This window comes from Actinoallomurus sp. NPDC052274 (assembly GCF_040679475.1).
GTDB lineage: Bacteria > Actinomycetota > Actinomycetes > Streptosporangiales > Streptosporangiaceae > Actinoallomurus > Actinoallomurus liliacearum.
On the sequence record NZ_JBFAUT010000020.1, the window covers coordinates 93,307 to 113,618 of the forward strand.

General features: G+C 68.9%; 18 protein-coding genes and 6 pseudogenes. 12 read left to right on the forward strand and 12 right to left on the reverse strand.

Features of this window, described 5'->3' with window-relative positions; translation table 11 throughout:
• Positions 1–6 precede the first annotated feature (6 nt).
• The 6 genes and pseudogenes from AB0K82_RS19105 to AB0K82_RS19130 all read right to left on the reverse strand — a co-directional run bounded on the left by AB0K82_RS19105 (position 7) and on the right by AB0K82_RS19130 (position 3,682).
• Positions 7–765: an aldo/keto reductase gene (locus AB0K82_RS19105; RefSeq protein WP_364398601.1), complete on the reverse strand. Its 759-nt coding sequence runs from the start codon at positions 763–765 to the stop codon at positions 7–9.
• Positions 762–1,007, reverse strand: a complete 246-nt coding sequence (locus AB0K82_RS19110) for an aldo/keto reductase (protein WP_364398529.1) — start codon at positions 1,005–1,007, stop codon at positions 762–764. Before AB0K82_RS19110 ends, AB0K82_RS19105 begins: the two co-directional genes overlap by 4 nt.
• Positions 1,004–1,381 (reverse strand): nuclear transport factor 2 family protein, encoded by a 378-nt coding sequence (locus tag AB0K82_RS19115; protein ID WP_364398531.1) that lies wholly within the window; start codon positions 1,379–1,381, stop codon positions 1,004–1,006. Before AB0K82_RS19115 ends, AB0K82_RS19110 begins: the two co-directional genes overlap by 4 nt.
• Before the next feature lie 19 nt (positions 1,382–1,400).
• Positions 1,401–1,856 carry a substrate-binding domain-containing protein gene (locus tag AB0K82_RS19120; RefSeq protein ID WP_364398602.1) on the reverse strand — a complete coding sequence of 152 codons (456 nt, stop codon included), beginning with the start codon at positions 1,854–1,856 and terminating at the stop codon, positions 1,401–1,403.
• 214 nt (positions 1,857–2,070) lie between these two features.
• Positions 2,071–2,466, reverse strand: a pseudogene (locus tag AB0K82_RS19125) (hypothetical protein); the annotation flags it as partial.
• Between the two features lie 185 nt (positions 2,467–2,651).
• Positions 2,652–3,682, reverse strand: a pseudogene (locus AB0K82_RS19130) (LysR family transcriptional regulator).
• A 16-nt stretch (positions 3,683–3,698) separates the two neighbouring features.
• On the opposite strand from AB0K82_RS19130, the gene AB0K82_RS19135 reads away from it, so the two are divergent.
• From AB0K82_RS19135 to AB0K82_RS19145, 3 genes are read left to right on the forward strand one after another with little or no spacing between them, the layout of a single operon-like run.
• Positions 3,699–5,093: an FAD-linked oxidase C-terminal domain-containing protein gene (locus AB0K82_RS19135; RefSeq protein WP_364398533.1), complete on the forward strand. Its 1,395-nt coding sequence runs from the start codon at positions 3,699–3,701 to the stop codon at positions 5,091–5,093.
• The gene (locus AB0K82_RS19140) at positions 5,094–6,146 is read left to right on the forward strand and encodes a (Fe-S)-binding protein (RefSeq protein WP_364398535.1); all 1,053 of its coding nucleotides are present in this window, start codon (positions 5,094–5,096) and stop codon (positions 6,144–6,146) included.
• A gap of 2 nt (positions 6,147–6,148) precedes the next feature.
• Entirely contained in the window at positions 6,149–6,976 is an 828-nt protein-coding gene (locus tag AB0K82_RS19145; RefSeq protein ID WP_364398537.1) for a fumarylacetoacetate hydrolase family protein, read from the forward strand.
• 77 nt (positions 6,977–7,053) lie between these two features.
• On the opposite strand, the gene AB0K82_RS19150 is transcribed toward AB0K82_RS19145, so the two are convergent.
• The gene (locus AB0K82_RS19150; protein ID WP_364398539.1) at positions 7,054–7,710 is read right to left on the reverse strand and encodes a GntR family transcriptional regulator; all 657 of its coding nucleotides are present in this window, start codon (positions 7,708–7,710) and stop codon (positions 7,054–7,056) included.
• Positions 7,711–7,816: 106 nt separating this feature from the next.
• Here AB0K82_RS19150 and AB0K82_RS19155 point away from each other — a divergent pair, with 106 nt between their 5' ends.
• The 4 genes and pseudogenes from AB0K82_RS19155 to AB0K82_RS19170 all read left to right on the forward strand — a co-directional run bounded on the left by AB0K82_RS19155 (position 7,817) and on the right by AB0K82_RS19170 (position 12,687).
• Positions 7,817–8,284, forward strand: a complete 468-nt coding sequence (locus AB0K82_RS19155; RefSeq protein ID WP_364398540.1) for a MarR family transcriptional regulator — start codon at positions 7,817–7,819, stop codon at positions 8,282–8,284.
• Positions 8,281–10,350, forward strand: coding sequence for an MFS transporter (locus AB0K82_RS19160; RefSeq protein ID WP_364398542.1), 2,070 nt, complete (start codon positions 8,281–8,283; stop codon positions 10,348–10,350). Before AB0K82_RS19155 ends, AB0K82_RS19160 begins: the two co-directional genes overlap by 4 nt.
• Positions 10,351–10,436: 86 nt before the next feature.
• Positions 10,437–10,568 (forward strand): annotated as a pseudogene (locus AB0K82_RS19165) (hypothetical protein); the annotation flags it as partial.
• A gap of 232 nt (positions 10,569–10,800) precedes the next feature.
• Positions 10,801–12,687, forward strand: coding sequence for a hypothetical protein (locus tag AB0K82_RS19170; protein ID WP_364398544.1), 1,887 nt, complete (start codon positions 10,801–10,803; stop codon positions 12,685–12,687).
• Positions 12,688–12,899: 212 nt separating this feature from the next.
• Here AB0K82_RS19170 and AB0K82_RS19175 read toward each other — a convergent pair whose 3' ends face one another.
• Positions 12,900–14,033 carry a GDSL-type esterase/lipase family protein gene (locus AB0K82_RS19175; protein WP_364398604.1) on the reverse strand — a complete coding sequence of 378 codons (1,134 nt, stop codon included), beginning with the start codon at positions 14,031–14,033 and terminating at the stop codon, positions 12,900–12,902.
• Between the two features lie 52 nt (positions 14,034–14,085).
• Positions 14,086–14,706 (reverse strand): WHG domain-containing protein, encoded by a 621-nt coding sequence (locus AB0K82_RS19180; RefSeq protein WP_364398546.1) that lies wholly within the window; start codon positions 14,704–14,706, stop codon positions 14,086–14,088.
• 92 nt (positions 14,707–14,798) lie between these two features.
• On the opposite strand from AB0K82_RS19180, the gene AB0K82_RS19185 reads away from it, so the two are divergent.
• The 4 genes and pseudogenes from AB0K82_RS19185 to AB0K82_RS19200 form a co-directional block, all read left to right on the forward strand.
• Entirely contained in the window at positions 14,799–15,290 is a 492-nt protein-coding gene (locus AB0K82_RS19185) for an FBP domain-containing protein (RefSeq protein WP_364398547.1), read from the forward strand.
• A gap of 252 nt (positions 15,291–15,542) precedes the next feature.
• Positions 15,543–16,493: a D-2-hydroxyacid dehydrogenase family protein gene (locus tag AB0K82_RS19190; protein WP_364398549.1), complete on the forward strand. Its 951-nt coding sequence runs from the start codon at positions 15,543–15,545 to the stop codon at positions 16,491–16,493.
• Positions 16,494–16,609: 116 nt separating this feature from the next.
• Positions 16,610–16,837, forward strand: a pseudogene (locus AB0K82_RS19195) (DNA methyltransferase); the annotation flags it as partial.
• A gap of 229 nt (positions 16,838–17,066) precedes the next feature.
• Positions 17,067–17,303, forward strand: a pseudogene (locus AB0K82_RS19200) (IS5/IS1182 family transposase); the annotation flags it as partial.
• A gap of 76 nt (positions 17,304–17,379) precedes the next feature.
• Here AB0K82_RS19200 and AB0K82_RS19205 read toward each other — a convergent pair.
• Together AB0K82_RS19205 and AB0K82_RS19210 are read right to left on the reverse strand one after the other, a co-directional pair.
• Positions 17,380–18,126: a phosphotransferase gene (locus AB0K82_RS19205; protein WP_364398550.1), complete on the reverse strand. Its 747-nt coding sequence runs from the start codon at positions 18,124–18,126 to the stop codon at positions 17,380–17,382.
• Positions 18,127–18,278: 152 nt separating this feature from the next.
• Positions 18,279–18,656, reverse strand: a complete 378-nt coding sequence (locus AB0K82_RS19210) for a nuclear transport factor 2 family protein (protein ID WP_364398552.1) — start codon at positions 18,654–18,656, stop codon at positions 18,279–18,281.
• A gap of 205 nt (positions 18,657–18,861) precedes the next feature.
• Here AB0K82_RS19210 and AB0K82_RS19215 point away from each other — a divergent pair, with 205 nt between their 5' ends.
• Positions 18,862–19,374, forward strand: a complete 513-nt coding sequence (locus AB0K82_RS19215) for a DinB family protein (protein WP_345346508.1) — start codon at positions 18,862–18,864, stop codon at positions 19,372–19,374.
• A gap of 19 nt (positions 19,375–19,393) precedes the next feature.
• Here AB0K82_RS19215 and AB0K82_RS19220 read toward each other — a convergent pair.
• Positions 19,394–20,021, reverse strand: a pseudogene (locus AB0K82_RS19220) (transposase); the annotation flags it as partial.
• Positions 20,022–20,312 lie beyond the last annotated feature (291 nt).

Below are 20,312 nucleotides of genomic sequence, written 5' to 3' on the forward strand. Positions count from 1 at the left end.
GCCTCTCTACTCTGGGCAGGGTGCGTCGGGCCGGATCAGGTCCGCAGCGCGCAGGTCGGCCCAGAGGGCCGAGGGGATGTCGACCGACAGCAGCCCCAGGTCCATGTCGAGCTCGTCGAGTGATCTGGGTCCGAGGAGCACGCTGCACACCTGCGGGTGGGCGAGCGGGAACCGCACGGCGGCGGCCATGGGAACGTCGTGGCGGTCGCAGATACCGCGGATGCGGCGCGCGCGGTCGATGACCTCCGGGGGCGCGGGGACGTAGTCGAAGGTCGTGCCCGGCTCCGGGTCGATGAGGATGCCGCTGTTGAACACTCCCCCGGCGACGACCGAGGTGCTGCGCCGCGCGCACGTGGGAAGAAGCTCGTCCATCCCGCTCTCGTCGAGCAACGTGTATCGCCCGGCGAGGAGGATGACGTCGAGGTCGCACTCACGGACGAGTTCCGTCAGGACCGGGGTGCGGTTCATACCCGCGCCGATCGCCTGAACCCGGCCGGCGGCCCGGAGCTCGCTCAGCGCCTTGTACCCGGTGGTGCTCGCCTGCTCGAAGTGCTCGTCGGGGTCGTGCAGGTGGAGGATGTCGAACCGGTCCACCCCGACCCGCTGCATGCTCTCTTCGACGGACCGGCGGACGCCGTTCTCACTGAAGTCCCACACGGGCCCGGCGGACGGGACGTCCTTGTAGAAGGGTTCCCCGTTGAAGTACTGGCTCTCATCGCGGGGAGCGCCTTCGCGCAGGAGCCTGCCGACCTTGGTGGAGATCACGAGCTCGTCCCGGGGAATGCCGGTGATCGCGCTCGGACACGCTGTTCGGCGAGGCCGTGTCCGTACAGCGGGGCGGTGTCGAGGTAACGGATGCCGCGATCCAGTGCCTGCGCGATGACGGCCGTGGCGTCTTCGTCGCTGACCGGGCGCAGGAAGTTGCCGAGTGAGGCGGTTCCGAGGCCGATCCGTGGCACCCGCAGCCCCGTGTCGCCGATCTGTACGGTCGTGTGCAGGTCGATCATCGGCCGCCTCCTGGCGTCGGGAACTGCGTGGGGTCGAAGTAGGCGCGGACCGAGTCGAATCTGCCGTCGCGTACCCGCACGACGTTGACGCCTCGAATCGGGATCCGCGCGCCGTCGTGGTCGATGCGGACCGCTTCCCATTCGAGGCATGCCTCGTCACCGAAGCCGATCTCGTGGGTGATGGTGACTTCCAGACCGGGGAAGGTGTCACCCATCGCATCGTAGAAGGTGCGGATCTCCGCGTGACCGTGGAGCGGACCGGATACGGGATGGAAGACGGCGTCCTCGTGGAAGTGGGACAGGATGCGCGCGATGTCCCGGCTCTCTTCCGCGCGCCAGTAGGACTCGGACACTTGTCGTGGGGTGGCGGCCATGTGCGGTCTCCTCCGTTCGCTAGTTGTGGGCTCGGCTCTGCTGGCGCCGTTCGAGACGCTGCCGTCTCAGGATGTTGCTCTGGGCGTCCGGCGCGACGGACTTGACGCCCTTCTCGAATGGCCCCATGCGGTCGTTCGCGCAACTGGAGACCCCGGTGATCGTGACGATCAGCACTTTGACGGGCTGTCCCGGGAAGTTCCGCTGGACGTACTGGGCGGCGGCCCTGCCGGCGGCCTCGGTCTCCGTCTTCTCCTCCAGCCCGACGTACGGGGCGGTCGCTCCGGCCCCGAACGGGATCGCCCAGCCGAGCACCGGAGCCTTCGCGGCCTGCGCCTGCCTGACGAGCGGAACTGCGACGTTCGCGTCGGCCGGCTGCATGATGATGCCGTCGACGCCGCGGGTGAGCAGGTTCTGCATCAGGTCCGGCGCCTTGGTGCCCTGCCCCTGCTGGTTCTCGAAGATGAGGTACCCGATGGGCGTCCTCCCGCCAGTCGGGCTTGCCGACCTTGATCTTCACTCGACGCCAGCCGCGGTCGATCAGCGAGGTCAGATCCCGCACCAGCGTGTCGACCGGGTAGTTCAGCCAGCCTCCGTCGGTGTTGTAGGTCTCGATCGCCTCAGCGCTGCCGCCCAGCAGCCGCCACAGCGGCACCCCGGCCCGTTGCGCCGCGAGATCCCACAACGCGATGTCGACCATCGCCAGTGCCATGTGCACCACGCCGGCCCGGCCGAGCCAGTGGGTGGGCAGCCAGTACAACCGCTTCCAGGTTCCGATGATGTCCTCGGACGCGGCTCCCAGCAACGAGGGCGCGTAGTAGCGGCTGATGACATCGCACAGCAGTTCTGGAGCGCAGTGCACCCCGGAGATGCCCGTTCCGACACGTCCGTCGGCCGTGCGGATCTCGACCACGGGGACGATCCAGGACCGCAGCCCCGCCGTGGAATCGGCGATCGGCTGCTTGAGGGGGACGGCCAGCGCATAGGTCTCCACGGATGTGATGACCGCGCCGGGGTCACCACGCGGCAGGTCGGCCAACGCCGGCGAGAGCACGCCGAACGCGTCGGCAGAGTCGTCCAATCCCATCCCGTATCCTTCCTGAACTGCGGCGAACGCCGACCTGAGGGTTCGGGTTCGGCACACATTCAGCCACCGGAAACGCGCCCGTAACAACGACGACTTGTGGATACAAGGAATTCGCAACACGAATAACGCCGGGCGACGGTGGCGGCGCCGCCCACGGGCAACGGCAGAACTCGGCCCGGAACGGCTCAGTCAGGGATGGGAAGCGTGCCGGGAGGCCGCTCGCTCGCGACGGCGAGATCGATGAATGCCTGCGCGACCCGGCTCAGCGGCCGTTCGGAGTGCCACCACAGACCCACGTCGCGGTACAGGTGGGGGTCGTCGACCAGGCGTGTCTCGAGCCCGTCGCGGCGAGCCATGGTCGCCGCGAGCAGGTTGACCAGCCCGAGGCCGAGTCCCGCGCGCACCATGGCGGTCAGCGTGGTCGGCTGGTGCGAGACGATCCCGACCTCGGGCTCCAGCCGGCCGGCGTGCATGGCCAGCGACGCCTCGTACCCCAGGATGGGTGTGTCCAGCGGATCGCCGATCGTGATGACGGGGTACCGGGCGATCTCTTCGAGGCCGATGGACTCCTGCGCCAGGATGGGATGAGCGAGGGGGCCAGGACCACGAAGGGCTCCCGCCACAGCGGCCGCCGGACCAGAGCGTGATCCGCGGGTTCCGGCCGGTACGGCCGGATCGCGACCGCGGCCCGCCGTACCGACAGCGTCGACTCGATCACCTGCACGTCGCCGTCGAGAACTCCCACCTCGATCAGCGGGTTCCTCTCACGCAACCGCTTCAGCAGCTGCGGCAGGAACTCCGAGCTCGCGCTCGCGAAGCTGGCGATCGTCAGCCGGCCCGCGACCGACGTCGTCGACCGCATGTCCGACACCGTGTCGTCGACGGCGGCGATGATCGACCGTGCCCGGGGAAGCAGCCGCTTGCCTTCGTCGGTCAAGGTCAGCGGGCGGGTACGCCGCTCGATCAGAGGGCATCCCAGTGCCTTCTCCAGGCTCGCGACGTGCGCCGAGATGCGGGGTTGCGACAAGTGGATGCGCGCAGCCGCTCGGGCGAAGCCGCCGGAGTCGACGACCTCCAGCCAGGAGCGCAGCCAGGTGAGCTCCAGATCGGTCATGGGCACCTCCCACCGCCGTTCACCATAGTCGCGGGGTGCGCAGACGACGGGGTCCGTTGCCGCGTCGATCGTTCCCGACTCTGGACGACGACATGCTGCCATGCTTACATGTCTGACAATGTTCAGTGATCGATCTCTTTCCACGAATGTCCTGCGGCAGCTCCGCTCGGCCGTCGGCGACGAGAACGTGCGCACCGACCCCGGGGTGCTCGAGGCGTACGCGCGGGATGCGACGCCGCTGTTCCACGCCTACCCACAGGCGGTCGTCGAGCCCGACGACGCGCTGCAGATCGCCGAGATCGTCCGCATCGCCGGCGAGCATCGCCTCCCGATCATTCCGCGAGGCTCCGGGTCGAATCTGTGCGCCGCCACCTCGGCCCAACAGGGCGGCATCGTCTTGACCACGGCCCGGATGCGGCGCATCGACGAGCTCGCCCCGGCAGAGCTACTGGCGCGGGTCCAGCCCGGCGTGACGACCGCGGCACTGGCGAAGGCGGCAGGCGAGCACGGCCTGTTCTATCCACCCGACCCGGGCAGCCACACCGTCTCCACGATCGGCGGCAACATCGCCACCTGCGCCGGCGGACTGCGCGGCCTGAAGTACGGCGTCACCCGCGATTACGTCCTCGGCCTCACCGCGGTGCTCGGAACCGGTGAGATCGTCGCCACCGGTGGCCGGCTGTGGAAGGACGTCGCGGGATACGACCTCACCCGGCTGCTCACGGGCTCGGAGGGAACCCTCGGCATCATCACCGAGGCCACCGTCGCGCTGCTGCCCTCGCCCGCGACGACGGGAACCGGACTGGCCTACTTCGCCGACCTCGCGACGGCGGGCCGTGCCGTCAGCGAGATCATCGCACGCGGCGTTCTGCCCGCGACGCTGGAGTTCCTCGACCGACGGTGCATGGACGCCGTCGACGCCTACGCCCACCTCGGGCTGCACGCGACGGCCGGCGCGATGCTGCTCTTCGGCGACGACGGCGGAGACGATCAGGTGGCCACGAGCCTCGCGCGGATGCGGCAGGCGTGTCTCGACAGCGGCGCCCTGTCCGTCGAGATCGGTGGCGTCGCCGAGGCCGAGTCGCTGCTGGCCGCCCGCCGCTGCACCCTTCCGGCGCTGTCTCGGCTCGGCTCCCTGACGATCCTCGAGGACGCGAGCGTGCCCCGGCCCCGTCTCGCCGAGATGGTCGCCCGCATCGACGACATCGCGCACCGGCACGATGTCGTGATCGCGACATTCGGGCATGCCGGTGACGGCAACCTCCACCCGACGTGCGTGCTGCCCTCCGCCGAGGACACCGAGGCCATCGCGCGTGCCGAACGCGCCTTCGGCGAGATCTTCCGAGCCGCGATCGCGCTCGGCGGGACGATCACCGGCGAGCACGGCGTCGGCGCGGCGAAACTGCCCTATCTGGCCGAACGGCTCGGACCGGCGCAGACGGCACTGCTGCGCCGGATCAAGTCCGCCTTCGACCCGGCGGGCATCCTCAACCCCGGAAAGTTGGGATCATAAGTGGCCGCCCTCTTCGACGCCGACCGGCTGAGCCGCTGCATCTCCTGCGGGTTCTGCCTCCCGGCGTGCCCCACCTACGCGATGACCGGTGACGAGGCCTCCTCCCCCCGCGGCCGGATCACCCTCATGCGAGCGCTCGACGCCGGGCGGCTCGACCCCGACGATCCCACCCTGGCCGAGCAGTCCTCCCTCTGCCTCGGCTGCCGCGCCTGCGAGCCGGTCTGTCCCGCCGGTGTCGAGTACGGCCAACTGCTCGAACAGTGGCGCGGCGCGCAGTGGCAGGGACGCCGCCGTCCGCTGATCGTGCGCGCCCTCGTCCTGCTGGTGAGGCTGCGCCCGGCCCACCGACTCGCCGGGATCCTCCGGCGGGCCGCCCGCCGGAAGGCCCACGACGCCGATCAGCTGATGCTCGGCTGCGTCGAGCGGACGCTGTTCCCACGTGTCAGCCGTGCCGCGCTCGCGCTGGCACCGGGCCTCGCCGCCGATCCGGACCAAGGCTGCTGCGGCGCGCTGCACGCGCACAACGGAGAACCCGAACGGGGCGCGGCGTTGGCCCGCCGCCTCGGACACGACCTACCGGGCACCATCGTCACGACCTCGGGCGGATGCGCCGCCCATCTCGCCTCGGTGATCGGGCGGGAGCGGGTACGGGAGTTCTCCGAATACGTCCAGGACCGGCGGTTCCAGCCGGTCCTGATCGACGGTCGGCCCGCCCGGGTGACATTGCAGGACTCCTGTCACCTTCGCAACGGCCTCGGCGTGTGGCGTGAACCGCGGCGACTGTTGCAGAGTGTCGCGGACTATGTCGAGCTGCCCTCGGCGGCCACCTGCTGCGGCGCCGCCGGGACGTACTCACTGGTCCGCCCACGCGAATCCCGGACCCTGGCGAAGGCCAAGGTGGCCGAGATCGAGGCCGCCGGCGTCGACATGGTGGTCGCGGTCAACCCCGGGTGCCTGCGTCAGCTTCGCCAGGCACTGCGCCGACACCGCTCACGTGTCCGCGCGGTACACCTGACCGAGTTCCTCGCTCTCTCAACGAAAGGACCACACTGACCATGAGATTCGCGCGTACGGGTGAGCCGGGAGCCGAGCGGCCCATCGTGTCCGGCTCCGACGGACTCTGGCACGATCTGACTCCGCTCACCGACAGCATCGACATGGAGCTCGTGAGCTCTCCGGAACGGCTCGACGTCGACACGCTGCCGGTGGTCGAGCCGGGGCGGTTCGGCCCTCCGCTCGATCGGGTCGGGAAGATCATCTGCATCGGGCTCAACTACGCCGATCACGCGCGCGAGACCGGCGCCACCCCGCCCGAGGAGCCGATCGTCTTCCTCAAGACGGCGGACACCGTCGTCGGTCCCGACGATGACGTGCTGATTCCGCGCGGTTCGAAGAAGACCGACTGGGAGGTGGAGCTCGCGGTCGTCATCGGCACCACCGCGCGCTACCTCGACTCGGTCGAGCAGGCCCGCGCCTGCATCGCCGGGTACGCGATCAGCAACGACGTGTCGGAGCGGGAGTTCCAGCTCGAACGCGGCGGCCAGTGGGACAAGGGTAAGAACTGCGAGACCTTCAATCCGCTGGGCCCGTGGATACTCAGCGCGGACGAGGTCGCCGATCCGCAGGATCTCCGTCTCAAGCTGTGGGTGAACGGCGAACTGCGCCAGGACGGCACCACCGCCGACATGATCTTCGGAGTCGACCATCTCGTCTGGTACCTCAGCCAGTTCATGGTCCTGCGGCCGGGCGACCTCATCAACACCGGAACGCCGGCCGGCGTCGCGATGGGATCGGCCACCGCCGACTACCTGAAGGCGGGTGACGTCGTCGAACTGGAGATCGACGGTCTGGGCCGGCAGCGCCAGCGGACTCGGCAGGCCTGACGTTCCGAACGCGGCGTGCGGCGACGACCGGATACCCGCACCCGGCGGCCGCCGCACGCCCGGAGTCGGCTACTCCCTCAGACCGTCCGGTCCGCCCGCGTCAGCAGCGCATCCCGTGCGCCGGCCAGATGCCGCCGGGCGGCCTCCACCGCGCTGGGCCCGTCTCCACGACGGATCGCCTGGAGGATCCGGCGATGCTCGCGGGCGATCAGCGTACGACCGAGGGCCTGCCGCGTCTGCATCATGCACAGGTGGACCTCCCCCGCCAGCGCGTTGTAGGAGCGTTCGAGGCGCCGGCTGCCGGTCGCCGCGGCCAAGGCGCGGTGGAACGCCAGGTCCGCGGCCACGAACGAGCTGGTCACCGCGTCATCGGGCAACCTCTCCAAGGCGGAGATCGCGTTCTCCGCGTCGTCCAGTCGGACATCGTTCGCCCGGCTGAGGCGCTCGACCATGGCCAGCTCCAGCGGAATGCGGACGAAGTACAGATCCTCGATGTCCTGGGCGGAGAGGGCTGGCACAACGGCCGCATGGTGCGAGTCCTGTCGAAGCAGGCCCTCGAACACGAGCGTGCGCACCGCCGCTTTGGCCGTCGGCCGCGACACCTGGAAACGCCGCGCCACCTCCACCTCGGCGACCGGCGCCGCCGGAGGCCACTGCCCGTCGAGGATCTGCCCCCGCAGCGCCTCCACCAGCGCGTCGACCACCGTGACCGTCGAGAGACCCGATCGAGACATGGAGACATGATTACACGTCTGACAACGTGAGAGGAGGTCTGGCCGCAACGGGCAATTAGCCAAGCAACTTGGCAAAGTTGCTTGGCTAACTGCTAACGTGGCGGCCATGGAGGAAGATCTCGGGACAACGCGGTCAGCGGCGACGGCGCAGCGTCTCGACCACGCGGTCAAGCGCCTGCGGGGACGCCTGCGCACCGAGTCGGGAATGTACTCCCTCGGGCTGACCATCACCCAGCTCTCGGTGCTGCGCAGCGTGGTGGACAAGGGCCCGATCACCGCGGCCCGTCTCGCCACGCTGGAGCACGTCAGCCCGCAGTCCATCGCGCAGAGCCTGGCGGTGCTCAAGGCCGCCAGGCTGGTCCGCGGCGAGCCGGACCCGCAGGACCGCCGCAAGACCCTGATCAGCGCTGATCCCTCCGCCACCGAGCTCATCACCTCGCTGCTGGCCGGCCGCGAGTCCTTCCTGGCGCGAGCCATCGACCAAGTCGTCGCCCCCGAGGAGCTTGAGGACCTGGAGAAGGCCATCGAACTGCTGGAACGTCTCGCCGCGGCGGATCTGGGCGGCGGAGCGTGAAGCCCAGGCCCGCTCGGGCGGACTCGCCGGCACCCGACCGCGAACGCGATCCCTTCGCCTGGACCTTCACCGCGCCGCTCTACGTGGGCTCCAGCCTCAACCCGATCAACAGCTCCATCATCGCGACCGCGCTGGTGCCCATCGCCACCGGCCTGCACGTTTCGGTGGGGAGCGCCTCCGTGCTGGTCACCTCGCTGTATCTGACCAGCGCCATCGCGCAGCCCACGGCGGGCAAGCTGGCGGAGGTGCTCGGCCCGCGCCGGGTCTTCCTCGGCGGCATTCTCCTGGTGCTGCTCGGCGGCTTGGTCGGCGGCTTCGGGCAGAACCTGGCGATGCTGACCGTCGCCCGCGTGCTCGTCGGCATCGGCACCTCGGCGGGGTTCCCGTCGGCGATGGTGCTGATCCGGCGCCGTGCGGCGGACGCCGGGCTGAAGGCGCCGCCGGGCGGCGTGCTCGGTGGTATCGCGATCGCCGGCATGGCCACGGCGGCCGTCGGCCCGCCGATCGGCGGCCTGTTGGTCGGCGCCGCGGGCTGGCGCTGGGCGTTCCTGATCAACATCCCGGTCACCGCGCTCGCGATGGCGATGGCCGCGCGTTGGGTGCCCAAGGACCCGGTACGCGAGGGCGGACGGCGCGGCTTCCGCGAGGTCGCCGACCGGATCGACCTGCCCGGGATCCTCGGCTTCGCCGCGGCGATGACCTCGCTGATCATCTTCCTGATGAGGCTGCCGCGCGCCGACTGGTACACGCTCGCCGTTTTCGTCGTGGTCGCCGTGCCGACGGTGTGGTGGGAGCTTCGGGCGACCCGGCCGTTCTTCGACCTTCGCGGGCTCGCCGCCAACGGCGCCCTCGGCCGGACCTACCTGCGGCAGGCGTTCACCCTGCTCGGCGTCTACACCGTGATGTACGGGATGACGCAGTGGATGGAGGCGGCACGCGGGATCTCCGCCGAGGACGCCGGACTGCTGCTGCTGCCGATGGGTGCGGTCTCCGCGCTGCTGTCGCGCCCGCTCGCCAGCCGCAACCTGGTGCGCGGTCCGCTGATCGCCTCGGCGGCGACCATGCTCGTCGGGTCCATCGGCATCGTGCTGCTCACCTCGCACAGCCCGGTGGTCGCGATCGTATCGGTGTCACTGATCTTCGGCGTCACCTCCGCCGCCACCACGGTCGGCAATCAGACCGCCCTCTACCTCTCGGCCTCGCCGGAGGAGATCGGCACCGCCTCCGGTCTGTTCCGGACCTTCGGGTACCTCGGAACCATCGTCTCGGCCGTCGCCACCGGCATCGTCTTCCGCGGCGAGGTCGGCGACCACGGCCTGCACGCCCTCGGCGTCGTGCTGGTCGGGGCGGGTGTCGTGGTCCTTCTGCTGACGGTCCTGGACCGCCGGCTGATGGGCCGCCGCGATATCGACCAGCGCACCGGCACCGAGAATCACTCAACCAGGAACACCACCCAAGGAGAACAACGCGTGAGCACCACTGCGGTTCCGGCGATCGATCCCAAGCGGACCGCCCTGCTGGCGATGGACTTCCAGAACGGGATCGTCGCCCACATCCCCGACCGCGACGCGCTGCTCGAGCGGGTCGACAACGCCATCGCCGAGGTCCGCGCCGCCGGTTGCACCATCGGGTACGTCCGCGTCGCCTTCACCGAGGACGACTGGGCAGCCGTCCCGGAGACCAACAAGACCTTCGCCGCGGTCGCCGCAGCCAAGATGATGCACCACCAGGACTCCACCACCCAGCTCAACGAGCGTGTCGCTCCCCAAGAGGGCGACATCGTGGTACGCAAGGTCCGCTTCGGGGGGATCTCCACCACCGACCTCGACCAGCGACTGCGCGATCGCGGCATCGACACCCTGGTGCTCTCCGGCATCAGCACCAGCGGCGTCGTCCTCTCCACCCTCATCGACGCCGCCGACCGCGACTATCGCGTCTACGTCCTGTCGGACGGCGTCGCCGACCCCGACATCGAAACCCACGAGGTGCTGGTGAACAAGGTGTTCCCGTCCCGGGCCCACGTCATCGACACGACCCGGCTCCACGAACTGCTGCGGTCCGCCTGACGCGGCCCGGCGCGCGCTCCGAGGTCGGCAAGCCCCAGTGGATCGCGCTGGACCTCGGCGCGGAGCAGACCATCGCCCGCTACCTGATCAAGAACGACTCGGCCGCCCGTCCGGGCAATGACGACCACACCACCAGGGACGTCACCCTGCAGCGCAGCGACGACGGTACGACCTGGACCGACGTCAACGGCATCACCGACAACACCGCCGCGGTCATCGACCGGGACGTCCCGCCCTTCAAGACCCGCCATCTGCGGTTCCTCGCCACCAAGCCCACGCAGGAGACGAGCCAGGACTCGATCGACAATCCGCGCGCCCGGTTCGGGCAGATCTCGTTGTACCCGCTTCCCAAGACGCAGCAGGACCCGGAGGCGCCACCGGCGAGCGGCGCGTTCCACGAGGAGGAGCACATCCTCGACGCGAAGGTCACCACCTCCATGACCATCGACGGTGCCCCCCCCCGACCTGACGACCTGGGTCGCGCCCGGGGCCGACTACCTGGTCACCTCGGTCACCTCGAAGGCCAAGGCTCCGGTCAAGCTGCAGTCGTCCACCTGGGCGGGTGCCGCCGGCAACGCCAACTCCACCTATACCGGCACCGCAGGAGTGGAGAACGCGACGATGTGGGCCGCACGGGCGACCGCGCCCGGCGCCCACTGGACCTCTCGCGCCGCGATGGCCACCCGGATCCTCGGCGCGCGGTCGGTCGACCCGCCGTCGGCCTCCGGCTCGACCGCGGCGACCACCTTCACCATCGCGCCCGGGCAGACGGTGCGCATCGTCACAGCGGTCACCGGTGGCGGCCAGAACGTCCAGAATCCGCAGGACAAAGCGGTCGAACTGGCCGCCGGTCAGAACGCCCGGAGCGTCGACCGGCTGCGTGACCAGGACGTGGCCTGGTGGAAGACCTACTGGCAGCAGTCCGGCATCGACGTTCCCGACGCCGTCCTGGAGAAGTACTACTACGCGGCCCAGTACTTCATCGGCTCGGCCAGCCGCCCCGGGCACACCGCGCCCGGCCTGTACGGCATCTGGACGACGACCGATTTCCCGTCGTTCAACGGCGATTATCACATGAACTACAACATGGCCGGCCCGTTCTACGGCGTGTACTCCAGCAACCGGCCCGAACTGGCACAGCCGTACTTCGACGCGATGCTGGCCTATGTCCCTGAAGCCCGGCGGCGGGCCCAGCACGATCTCACCCGGGTCAAGCCCGACTACATCGGCAAGCGGTTCCCCAGTGGCGGGGTTCCGGGTGGGCTGCTGTTCCCCGTCGGCATCGGCCCGTTCGGCTCAACGACCGACGACCAGTATCTCCAGCAGGTCGTCGGCTCGCTGTTCGCCGCCTCCCAGTTCGTCTCGTACTACGAGTACACGCAGGACCGCGCGTTCCTGCGGCAGAAGGCGTACCCGTTCCTCTCGGAGGTCGCCGAGTTCTTCGAGCACTACCTGGAGTGGGACGACCGGTCCAAGCGGTACGTGCTGTGGAGCGGACCGCAGGAGAACGCGTGGGGGCGTGATTCCTCCTCCGACGTCGGGCTGCTGAAGTCCGTGCTGTCCACACTGATCTCGGGCAGCCGGGACCTCGGCCTCGACCCGGACAAGCGGAAGAAGTGGCAGTACATCCTGGACCACCTGGCGCCCCAGCCCACATCCGTGCACGACGGCACCACGGTGTACTCGCTGGTCGACGCGGGCTCCATGCAGGGCGGCGACACCCGGGACATCCGGCCCGGCGACAACACCGTCAACCTGGAGTTCATCCACCCGGGCGGGGTGCTCGGCATCAACGGACCCGCCGCGGAGCGCGACATCGCGATCGACACCATCGACGTGATGAACTCGTGGGGACAGGCGAACAGCTTCGTCAAGGTGTTCACCCAGGCGGCACGGGTCGGCTATCCGGCGCAGTCCCTGGTCGACAGGCTGGACGCGCAGCTCCGCGAGAGCATGGTCGCCAATCTGCGCGTCGCCGACCCGTACCACGGAATCGAGAAGTCCGGCACGACCGAGGCGGTCAACGACCTGTTGGTACAGACCGACCGTGGGATCACGGTTCTGTTCCCGGAGTGGCCGGCCGGCAGGGACGCCGCCTTCTACCGGCTGCGACAGCCGGGCGCGTTCGAGATCTCCAGCGCTCGGCGGCACGGCGTCGTCGAGGAGACGGACGTCACCAGCGACGCGGGCCTGCCTTTCAAGCTCGCCGACCCCTGGCCGGGTGAACGGGTCTCGGTCACCGACGGACACGGGCGGCCGGTCCGGTTCACGATCGCCGACGGGATCATCTCCTTCGACACCGCCAGAGGCGGCGTCTATCGGATCTCGAGCCGGTAGACGGATGGGAGGGCGGACGCGATCGCGTCCGCCCTCCCATCTTCTGTTCTTGCGGTGGCGGTCGAGCCGGCAGGTAAGAACCTGATCGCCACCTTCTCCCACCCGGTTCAGGTCCGCATCCGCCTGGACCGCCCTCGCCACCGTCCCGGTGCCTTCAAGGCCGCCCCGGCTGTCATGGCTGGATCGGCATGCCGGCGGTCAAGGCCCCCTCATCAGCAGTCGAACGGTGCGCCGGTCATACCGCCGGTGCCGAATGCGAGCCGCGCGAAGTTCTCGGCGATACGTTGGTGTCCTGCCGGGTCGGGGTGGATCTCGTCGGGCAACGGCAGTTCGGCGTAGTCCTTCTCGCCGTACAGGTCGCGGCCGTCCAGGTAGTGCAGGTTCGGGTCGCCGACCGCCCGCTGTTGGACGATCCGGGCGAGTTCGTCGCGGATGACGTTGAGTGTCAGGCGCCCGGCGGCGCGTTCGGCTGGGTCGCCCGTGGCCTTGAACCGCAAGATCCCGCCATTGAAGTCGGGCATGAGGGGGCCGGGGGTGTCCTCCTGGACCGGGCACAGGACGGGGGACACGACCAGCAGTGGCGTGGTCGGGTGCCCCTCGCGGATGGTGTCGAGGAAGCCGTGTACCGCAGGGGTGAAGGCGCGCAGGCGCATCACGTCGCTGTTGACGACATTGATGCCGATCTTGATGCTAATCAGGTCCGCAGGGGTGTCCCGCATCGCGCGGGCGGTGAACGGGTCGAGCAGCGCGCTGCCGCCGAAGCCCAGGTTGACCAGTTCCACTCCGCCCTGGGCAGCGGCCAGAGCCGGCCAGATGGCGGTCGGGTGGGCCGCGTTCGAGCCGTGGCTGATGGAACTGCCGTGGTGCAGCCACACCCTGCGCCCGTCGCCCCGCGCCGGCTCGACCGGGGCATCGGTGCGCAGGGCGATCACCTCGGTGATCTCCGTATGCGGGAGCCAGATCTCGATGGCCTTGTCACGCGCGGGCAGATCGGTGAACCGGGCGATGCCGGGAAGCCCTTCGCGCAGTTCGGCGGACTGGGTCACCATGTCGATCGTGCGGAGATTGCCGCCCGGCACCGTGGCCTGGGCGGCGAGACGGCCGTCGACCAGCAGGTCGTACACGCCGTCCGCCGGGGCCGGGAAACCCCGGTAGACCCGCTTGGTGGGCAGCGTCTCCAACTCGATGGTGGTGGCCCGGGTGCGGAAGACCAGCCGCACGCCGGACGGCTGGGCCTCGGCCACGGCCAGTTGGTCGTCCGGGATCTGCCGACGAGCCCAAAGGGGCAGCCGGTGCGGCAGTATCCCGTGCGCCGTGCGCTCCACGTCGAGGGCGCCGCGCAGCATGTCGGCGGTGACGGGTGTGGTGATGATCGAATCGTGCTCGGTGTTCACTGCCTCAACCTGTTGATCCGGATTGTTCGGACGCGCGGCGCGCCCAATCTGATGGCCGGTGTGCGGTCCAGTTGCGCAGCAGGACGTCGAGGGAATCCACGATCCAGGACCAGGATTCCTGCGAGTCGACGGCGGTATGGCTGAAGCCTCCGGCCATCTCCAGGCTGACGTAGCCGTGGAAGACGCCGCCCAGCATCCGGACCGCGTGCGTCTGGTCCGGCTCCGTCAGGTCGTAGCCGCGCAGGATCGCCCGCGTCATCTGTGCGTGCCGAACGCCGGCACTGGCGGCCGCCGTCTCGGGATCGAGCCTGAGCCGGGCGGCGGCGTAGCGGCCGGGGTGCTCCCGGGCGTAATCGCGGTAGGCGTCCGCGAAGGCGACCAGGGCGTCCTTGCCGGCACGCCCGGCCACGGCGTCGGCGACCCGGTCGGCGAGTTCCTCCAGAGCGAACAGGGCGATCCTGGTCTTGAGGTCCTGGGAGCTCTTCACGTGCGAGTACAGACTCGAGACCTTGACATCGAAGCGCCGGGCGAGCGCCGAGACGGTCACCTGGTCGAAGCCGACCTCGTCGGCCAGTTCCGCCCCTGCCCGGGTCAGGCGTTCCGGTGTCAGCCCCACTCGAACCATGATCCCCCTCCACGATGCCGAGATCCTTATCCCAGCCACCGACAAGGATTATGCAGTTGCCTAATGGCTTTAGGCAAATTAGCCTACCGTCCATGAGGTCGCTGACCGAGCAAGAGATCCGTACCGCGTTCGTGAACTGCACCAAGGGCGAGGCGAAGCGCCTGCCCGTCCCCCGCGACTTGGCCGAGCGCCCCTGGGACGACCTGGACTTCCTCGGCTGGAGAGACCCCCAGGCCCCCGACCGTGCCTACCTCGCCACCGAGCTGGACGGCCGCCTGGTGGCGCTCGCCCTGCGCTGCCCGAGCCCCGCCTCCTGGCAAATGCGGCGCAGCATGTGCTCGCTGTGCGTGACGACTCACACCGGTGGCGTTTCCCTGATGGTCGCCCGGAAGGCAGGCAAGGCCGGACAGCAGGGCAACTCCACAGGCGCCTACATATGCAGCGACCTCGCCTGCCCGCTGTACGTGCGGGGCAAGAAGGACGCCGGTGCCGGCGCGCGGCTCCACGAGTCGCTCACCCTGGAGGAGAAGATCGAGCGGACCGTCGCAAACCTCTCCGCGTTCATCGCCACGGTCACCGAATGAAACACCCCTGGTGATCGTTACCGGTGGTGCCCGATGGCCGGTCCGGCCGGTCCGGAACGCGCCCTCACGGTGGGCATGTCGACCCATGACGACTACGACGGCGTGTATTTCACGGTGATCCCGGTTCGACAAGCCGGCCAGCCATCACCGGACGGATTCGCTACTGGTGAGCCTAAACCTGTGGCCCACCATCCCAGATTTTACGAACCAACGATCATGGAGTGATGCAATTGCACGCCGGACCAGCACCGCGTGAGTGAAGTTCGGGTCGCCGTTCTGGACGACTATCAGCGGGTGGCCGCCTCCATGGCGGACTGGGAGGCGCTGCCTGGCGTCTCGACGCGGTTCTTCGCGGAACACATCGCCGACCCCGACGCCCTGGTGGCCGCGCTAGAACAGTTTGAGGTGATCGTGGCGATGCGCGAGCGCACGCCGTTCCCGCGCGACGTGCTCGCCCGGCTACCACGGCTGCGGCTGCTGGTCACGACGGGTATGCGCAATGCCTCGATCGACCTGGACACGGCGCGGGAACTCGGTGTCGTCGTCTCCGGCACCCATGGCAGCGCCGGAAGCACGGCTGAGCTCACCTGGGCCCTGATCCTCGGTCTCGTACGGAGCGTCGCGGCCGACGATGCCCGGATCCGGGCGGGGCGCTGGCAGGAGGCCGTCGGCCTCGATCTGGACGGTCGTACGCTCGGCGTCGTGGGGCTCGGCCGACTGGGCGCGCGGGTGGCCCGGGTCGGCCTGGCCTTCGGCATGAACGTCATCGCGTGGAGCCCGAACCTGACGGCGGAGCGGGCCGCCGAGCACGAGGTGACTCTGGCGGACAGGCGCGAGTTGTTCGGCTCGGCGGACATCGTGTCGCTGCACATGGCGCTGAGCGACCGTACCCAAGGCCTCGTCGGGGATGCCGAGCTGCGGGCGATGCAGCCCAGCGCGTTCTTCGTCAACACCGCACGCGCCGGGCTGGTGGACCAGGACGCCCTCCGGAGAGCGCTGGAAGAAGGCTGGATCGCCGGGGCCGGCCTCGACGTGTTCGACATCGAACCGCTGCCGGAAGACCACTGGCTGCGCTCCGCACCGCGCACGCTCCTGTCACCGCACATGGGTTACGTCACCGAACAGAGCTACCGGGTCTTCTACTCGCACGCGGTGGAGGACATCGCCGCCTTCCTGAATGGTGCGCCGATCCGCACGCTGTAGCCGCCGTGTCCGGTCTCCCGCTCCGTTGCTGCTGTCCGCAATGATTCGATGCCTGAGCCACTCCAGGGCATACGCCCTGAAGAGGATCTCGCCTTCTTTGGGGTCGACGAACACGCGTGCGCACCTGTCGTGCTCGACCTTCAACGCAAAGTCCTCGGCTTCGCGCTTGTCCTGCCCGAACGATCGTTGGCGCTGCCACCTCGCACCCGGCCAAGATGCTGCCCACCCTGGCCGCCACCGCCATCATCTCCTACACCCGCCCCGGTGAACTCGTCCTGGACCCGATGTGCGGCATCGGCACCACCCTGGTCGAAGCCGTCCACCTGGAACGGGACGCGATCGGGATCGAATGCGAACCCGCTGGGCCCACTCGGCCCGCGCCAACCTCGACTACGCCCGCGACCAGGGCGCTGCCGGGACCGGCGCGGTCATCACCGGCGACGCCCGGAACGCGACCGCTCTCCTGTCCGAAGGGTGGCGCTGCTGCTCGCCTCACCTCCGTACGGACAGGCCACGCATCGTTGGACAGCGGCCCGCCGCTGCCGTTGATGGAGGCGCGGAACAGCGGGCCGTGGGCGCAACCGCAACGACGTCACCCAACTGATGCCGCTTATCCAGGCCGTCCCGCCGATCCGCGGCAAGCGCGGTCAGCCACTGCGCCGCGCGAAGCACCTGTACGCCGACCGCGGCTACGACCACGAGGTCTACCGGGACAAGGTCCGTCGGTTCCAGATCACCCCGCACCTCGCCCGGCATGGCGGCCTGGGGGTGTACCGCTGGGTCGTGGAAGGAACGATCGCGCTGCTGTATGGACAGGCGATCGCCCGGGGGATGGCCTTCTCGATGCGCCAGAACGCATTCGCAGCAGTACCGGGCCCGCGCAGCCTCACATGCGGGATCTCAGCACGTCGACCTCGCAACCCGGCGCGAACGGGTCGAAACCGCGTTCGACCAGCCAGCGAACCGCCAGCAGGCTTCGCAACGACCACCACGCGTGGATCACGTCGAGGTCGATGTCGGTGCAGTAGCCGGCAATGACGTCGTCAAGGTGCTCCTCGTGTCCGAGCGTGAAGGTGGCCAGGTCGTACAAGGCATCACCCTGGCCCGCCTCGGACCAGTCGATGATGCCCGTGACCTCGTCGCCGTCGACGAAGACGTGCGCGATCTGTAGGTCGCCGTGAGTGAACGCCGGAGTCCACGGCCGGAGCGCGGCCTCGGCGACCTGGCGGTTGCGGGTGACCAGGTCTGCGGGCAGGACGCCGTTCGTCACGAGCCACTCGCACTCGTCGTCGAGCTCCGCCACCAGCGCGATGATGCTCCGGCCAGCCCGGCCGGGCCGCGGCGGCAGCGGCGCATCGTGCAACTTCCGGATGGCGGCGCCCGCCGCGGCCCATGCCGTCGGCGACCCGGTCGACGGCCCGCCGAGGCGTCCTAGCGTCGTCCCTGGGAGTGCGGCGATCGCGAGCACGGGCGGCTTGCGCCACAGGACCTCCGGGGTCGGGACCGGCGCGAGGGACATCGCCTCGACCTCGACGTCGACGCGCGCCTGATTGGCGTCCACCTTCAGAAACACATCGCCGACGCGCAGGGTCGCGCGCTCGGAATGGGCGACGACGACTTCGACCTCATCCATGGGCGACCAGTATCCCGGGGATGATCGCCGACGTCGCGGGGTTTCGCTGGGGCGGACGCCCCCTCAACACCGCGGCCTGACCAACCGCGAACAGCAGCCCCCGAACGCCGACGGGGACAAGTTCAGGAAATGGACAGCGACAGAAGGATGACTCAGGAGGCGAACGGCTCGATCTCCCCCGCGAAGACGATGACCTGGTCGATGAGGCTCCGTCGCAGATGGACGACATCCGTTCCCGCCAGGCGGGGGCCTCCATCAGGCGTGGTGAAGACCCACTGGTACCGGGCCCATTCGTCAGGCATGTCCACCGCTGAGCAGCGCGCCATCGTGCCGGTCCCCGCCGGGTGGTGTCGGATGTCCAGCACGAACCGCTCGACCGCCCCGATTCCCTCGCTGCGACCCAACGGCCCCCAGAAGACCACGTCTGAGGTCAGGGCCTGGGAGAGCAGGGCAGTCACATAGCTGTCGTCCGAGGCGTTGAACGCGGAGATGAACGTGTCGATCGCGGAGCGTGCGGTCTCTTCCTGCATCCCCCAGTAATACCAGCCGTTTCGCGGGCGCTCGGCCCACGAGCCGCCTTCCGATCACGGTGAACCTTCCCGGTCACAGCACTGGACGAGTGGTTCCAAATTGATCACGCTGTGATGGATGCGTCGCGGCCCCGAAGAGGGCGGGCGGCCTGGCGGACGCGATATTTGACTTGCCAACCGCCGGATACCCGGTAGTTGTTATGGGATGCAGAACAGAACCGACCTGCCGCGCGCGTTCGACCAGCGCAGCCTGCTCATGACGCTCCTCGACTACACCCGCGCCACCACCGCCTATAAATGCGAGGGGCTCTCCGATGCGGACGCCCGCGCGACACCGTTGCCGACTTCGCCGATGATGTCGGTATCGGGCCTGGTCAGCCATCTGCGTTGGGTGGAGTGGTCCTGGATCGAGGAGCGTCTCCTCGGCGAGACGGCCGATCACCCCTGGATCGACCCGGACGACCCGGACCGGGAGTTCCACTACGAGCTCGACCGGCCGCTGGCCGACATACTGGCCGACTATCAGGCCCAGTCCGCCCGCTACAACGAGATCATCGCTGGCATGGATCTCGACACCAAGACCATCTGGAAGGCCCGCGAGACCGGCGAGCCGGTCACTCTGGGCTGGGTAATCATGCACCTCATCGAGGAGAACGCCCGACACAACGGGCATATCGACATCATCCGCGAGCTCGTCGATGGTCAGGTAGGCGACTGAACCCGACTGATCGTTACGGTTAATGGTCGTAGGCGGTCAGGGACCGGCTGACGGGCTGTCCGGTCTGGAACTTGTGCCAGATCGCGGCGGCCAGGGCCAAGACGCGTTGGGCGACGCGCACGGCGACGCCTTCCATGGTCCTACCGCCGTGTTGTTCCAGGTCAAGCTGCCCTTTGAGGGTGTCGTTGATCGACTCGATGAGCTGACGGACCTTCTTGAGCATCGGCTCACCTGCCCGCAGGATCTCGGTTTTGCGGGACGGGCGGAGCAGAGTGATGCCGTGTTCCGGACCGTAACGACTGCTCGAACTCCTTGCCGGCGAAGCCCTTGTCGGTGATCAGTAGCAGGCCCGGCCGGTCGGCGACCAGGTCGGCGTCGACCTCCAGCATCGCCGCCAAGACCTCCCGCTCGCCCAGCTTCGGATCGGCCAGGGCCCACAGGATCGGCATTCCCGCCGGGGTACACACCAGATACAGGCGCAGCCCTCAGAAGAACCGCGAGTGCGACGCGCAGTACCCGTAGCTCGCCCAGCCCGCCACCTGCGACCGTAGCGCGGTGGGCCGCGACATCCCGCACGGCACCGGGGTGGAGTCAGTCAGACAAACGGTGTCGTGCCAGAAGTCGGTGTTCATCGCCAGTGCCCGGATGGCCCGTTTGATCTGCGGCAACGCCGCCTCAGCGCCGCTCTGCACGGAGCGTCACGCTCATGAAGTAACCGTTACGCCTTTGACCCCGAACCTGCCCGAGCCGGACCGACTGCTCCCGAATGATCCGTACCCATCCGTACCTTCCCGGGCCTGCGCTGATAGACTGTCTGCGCTGTTCAGGTGGTAGGAGCGGGGCGACCTTGGGAAACGATCGGTCTTCCCAGGGTTGGATCCAGGCCAAGGCGGGAATCTTGTGACGGTATCCAGCGTTCACGTCTAGGAGAACGCACG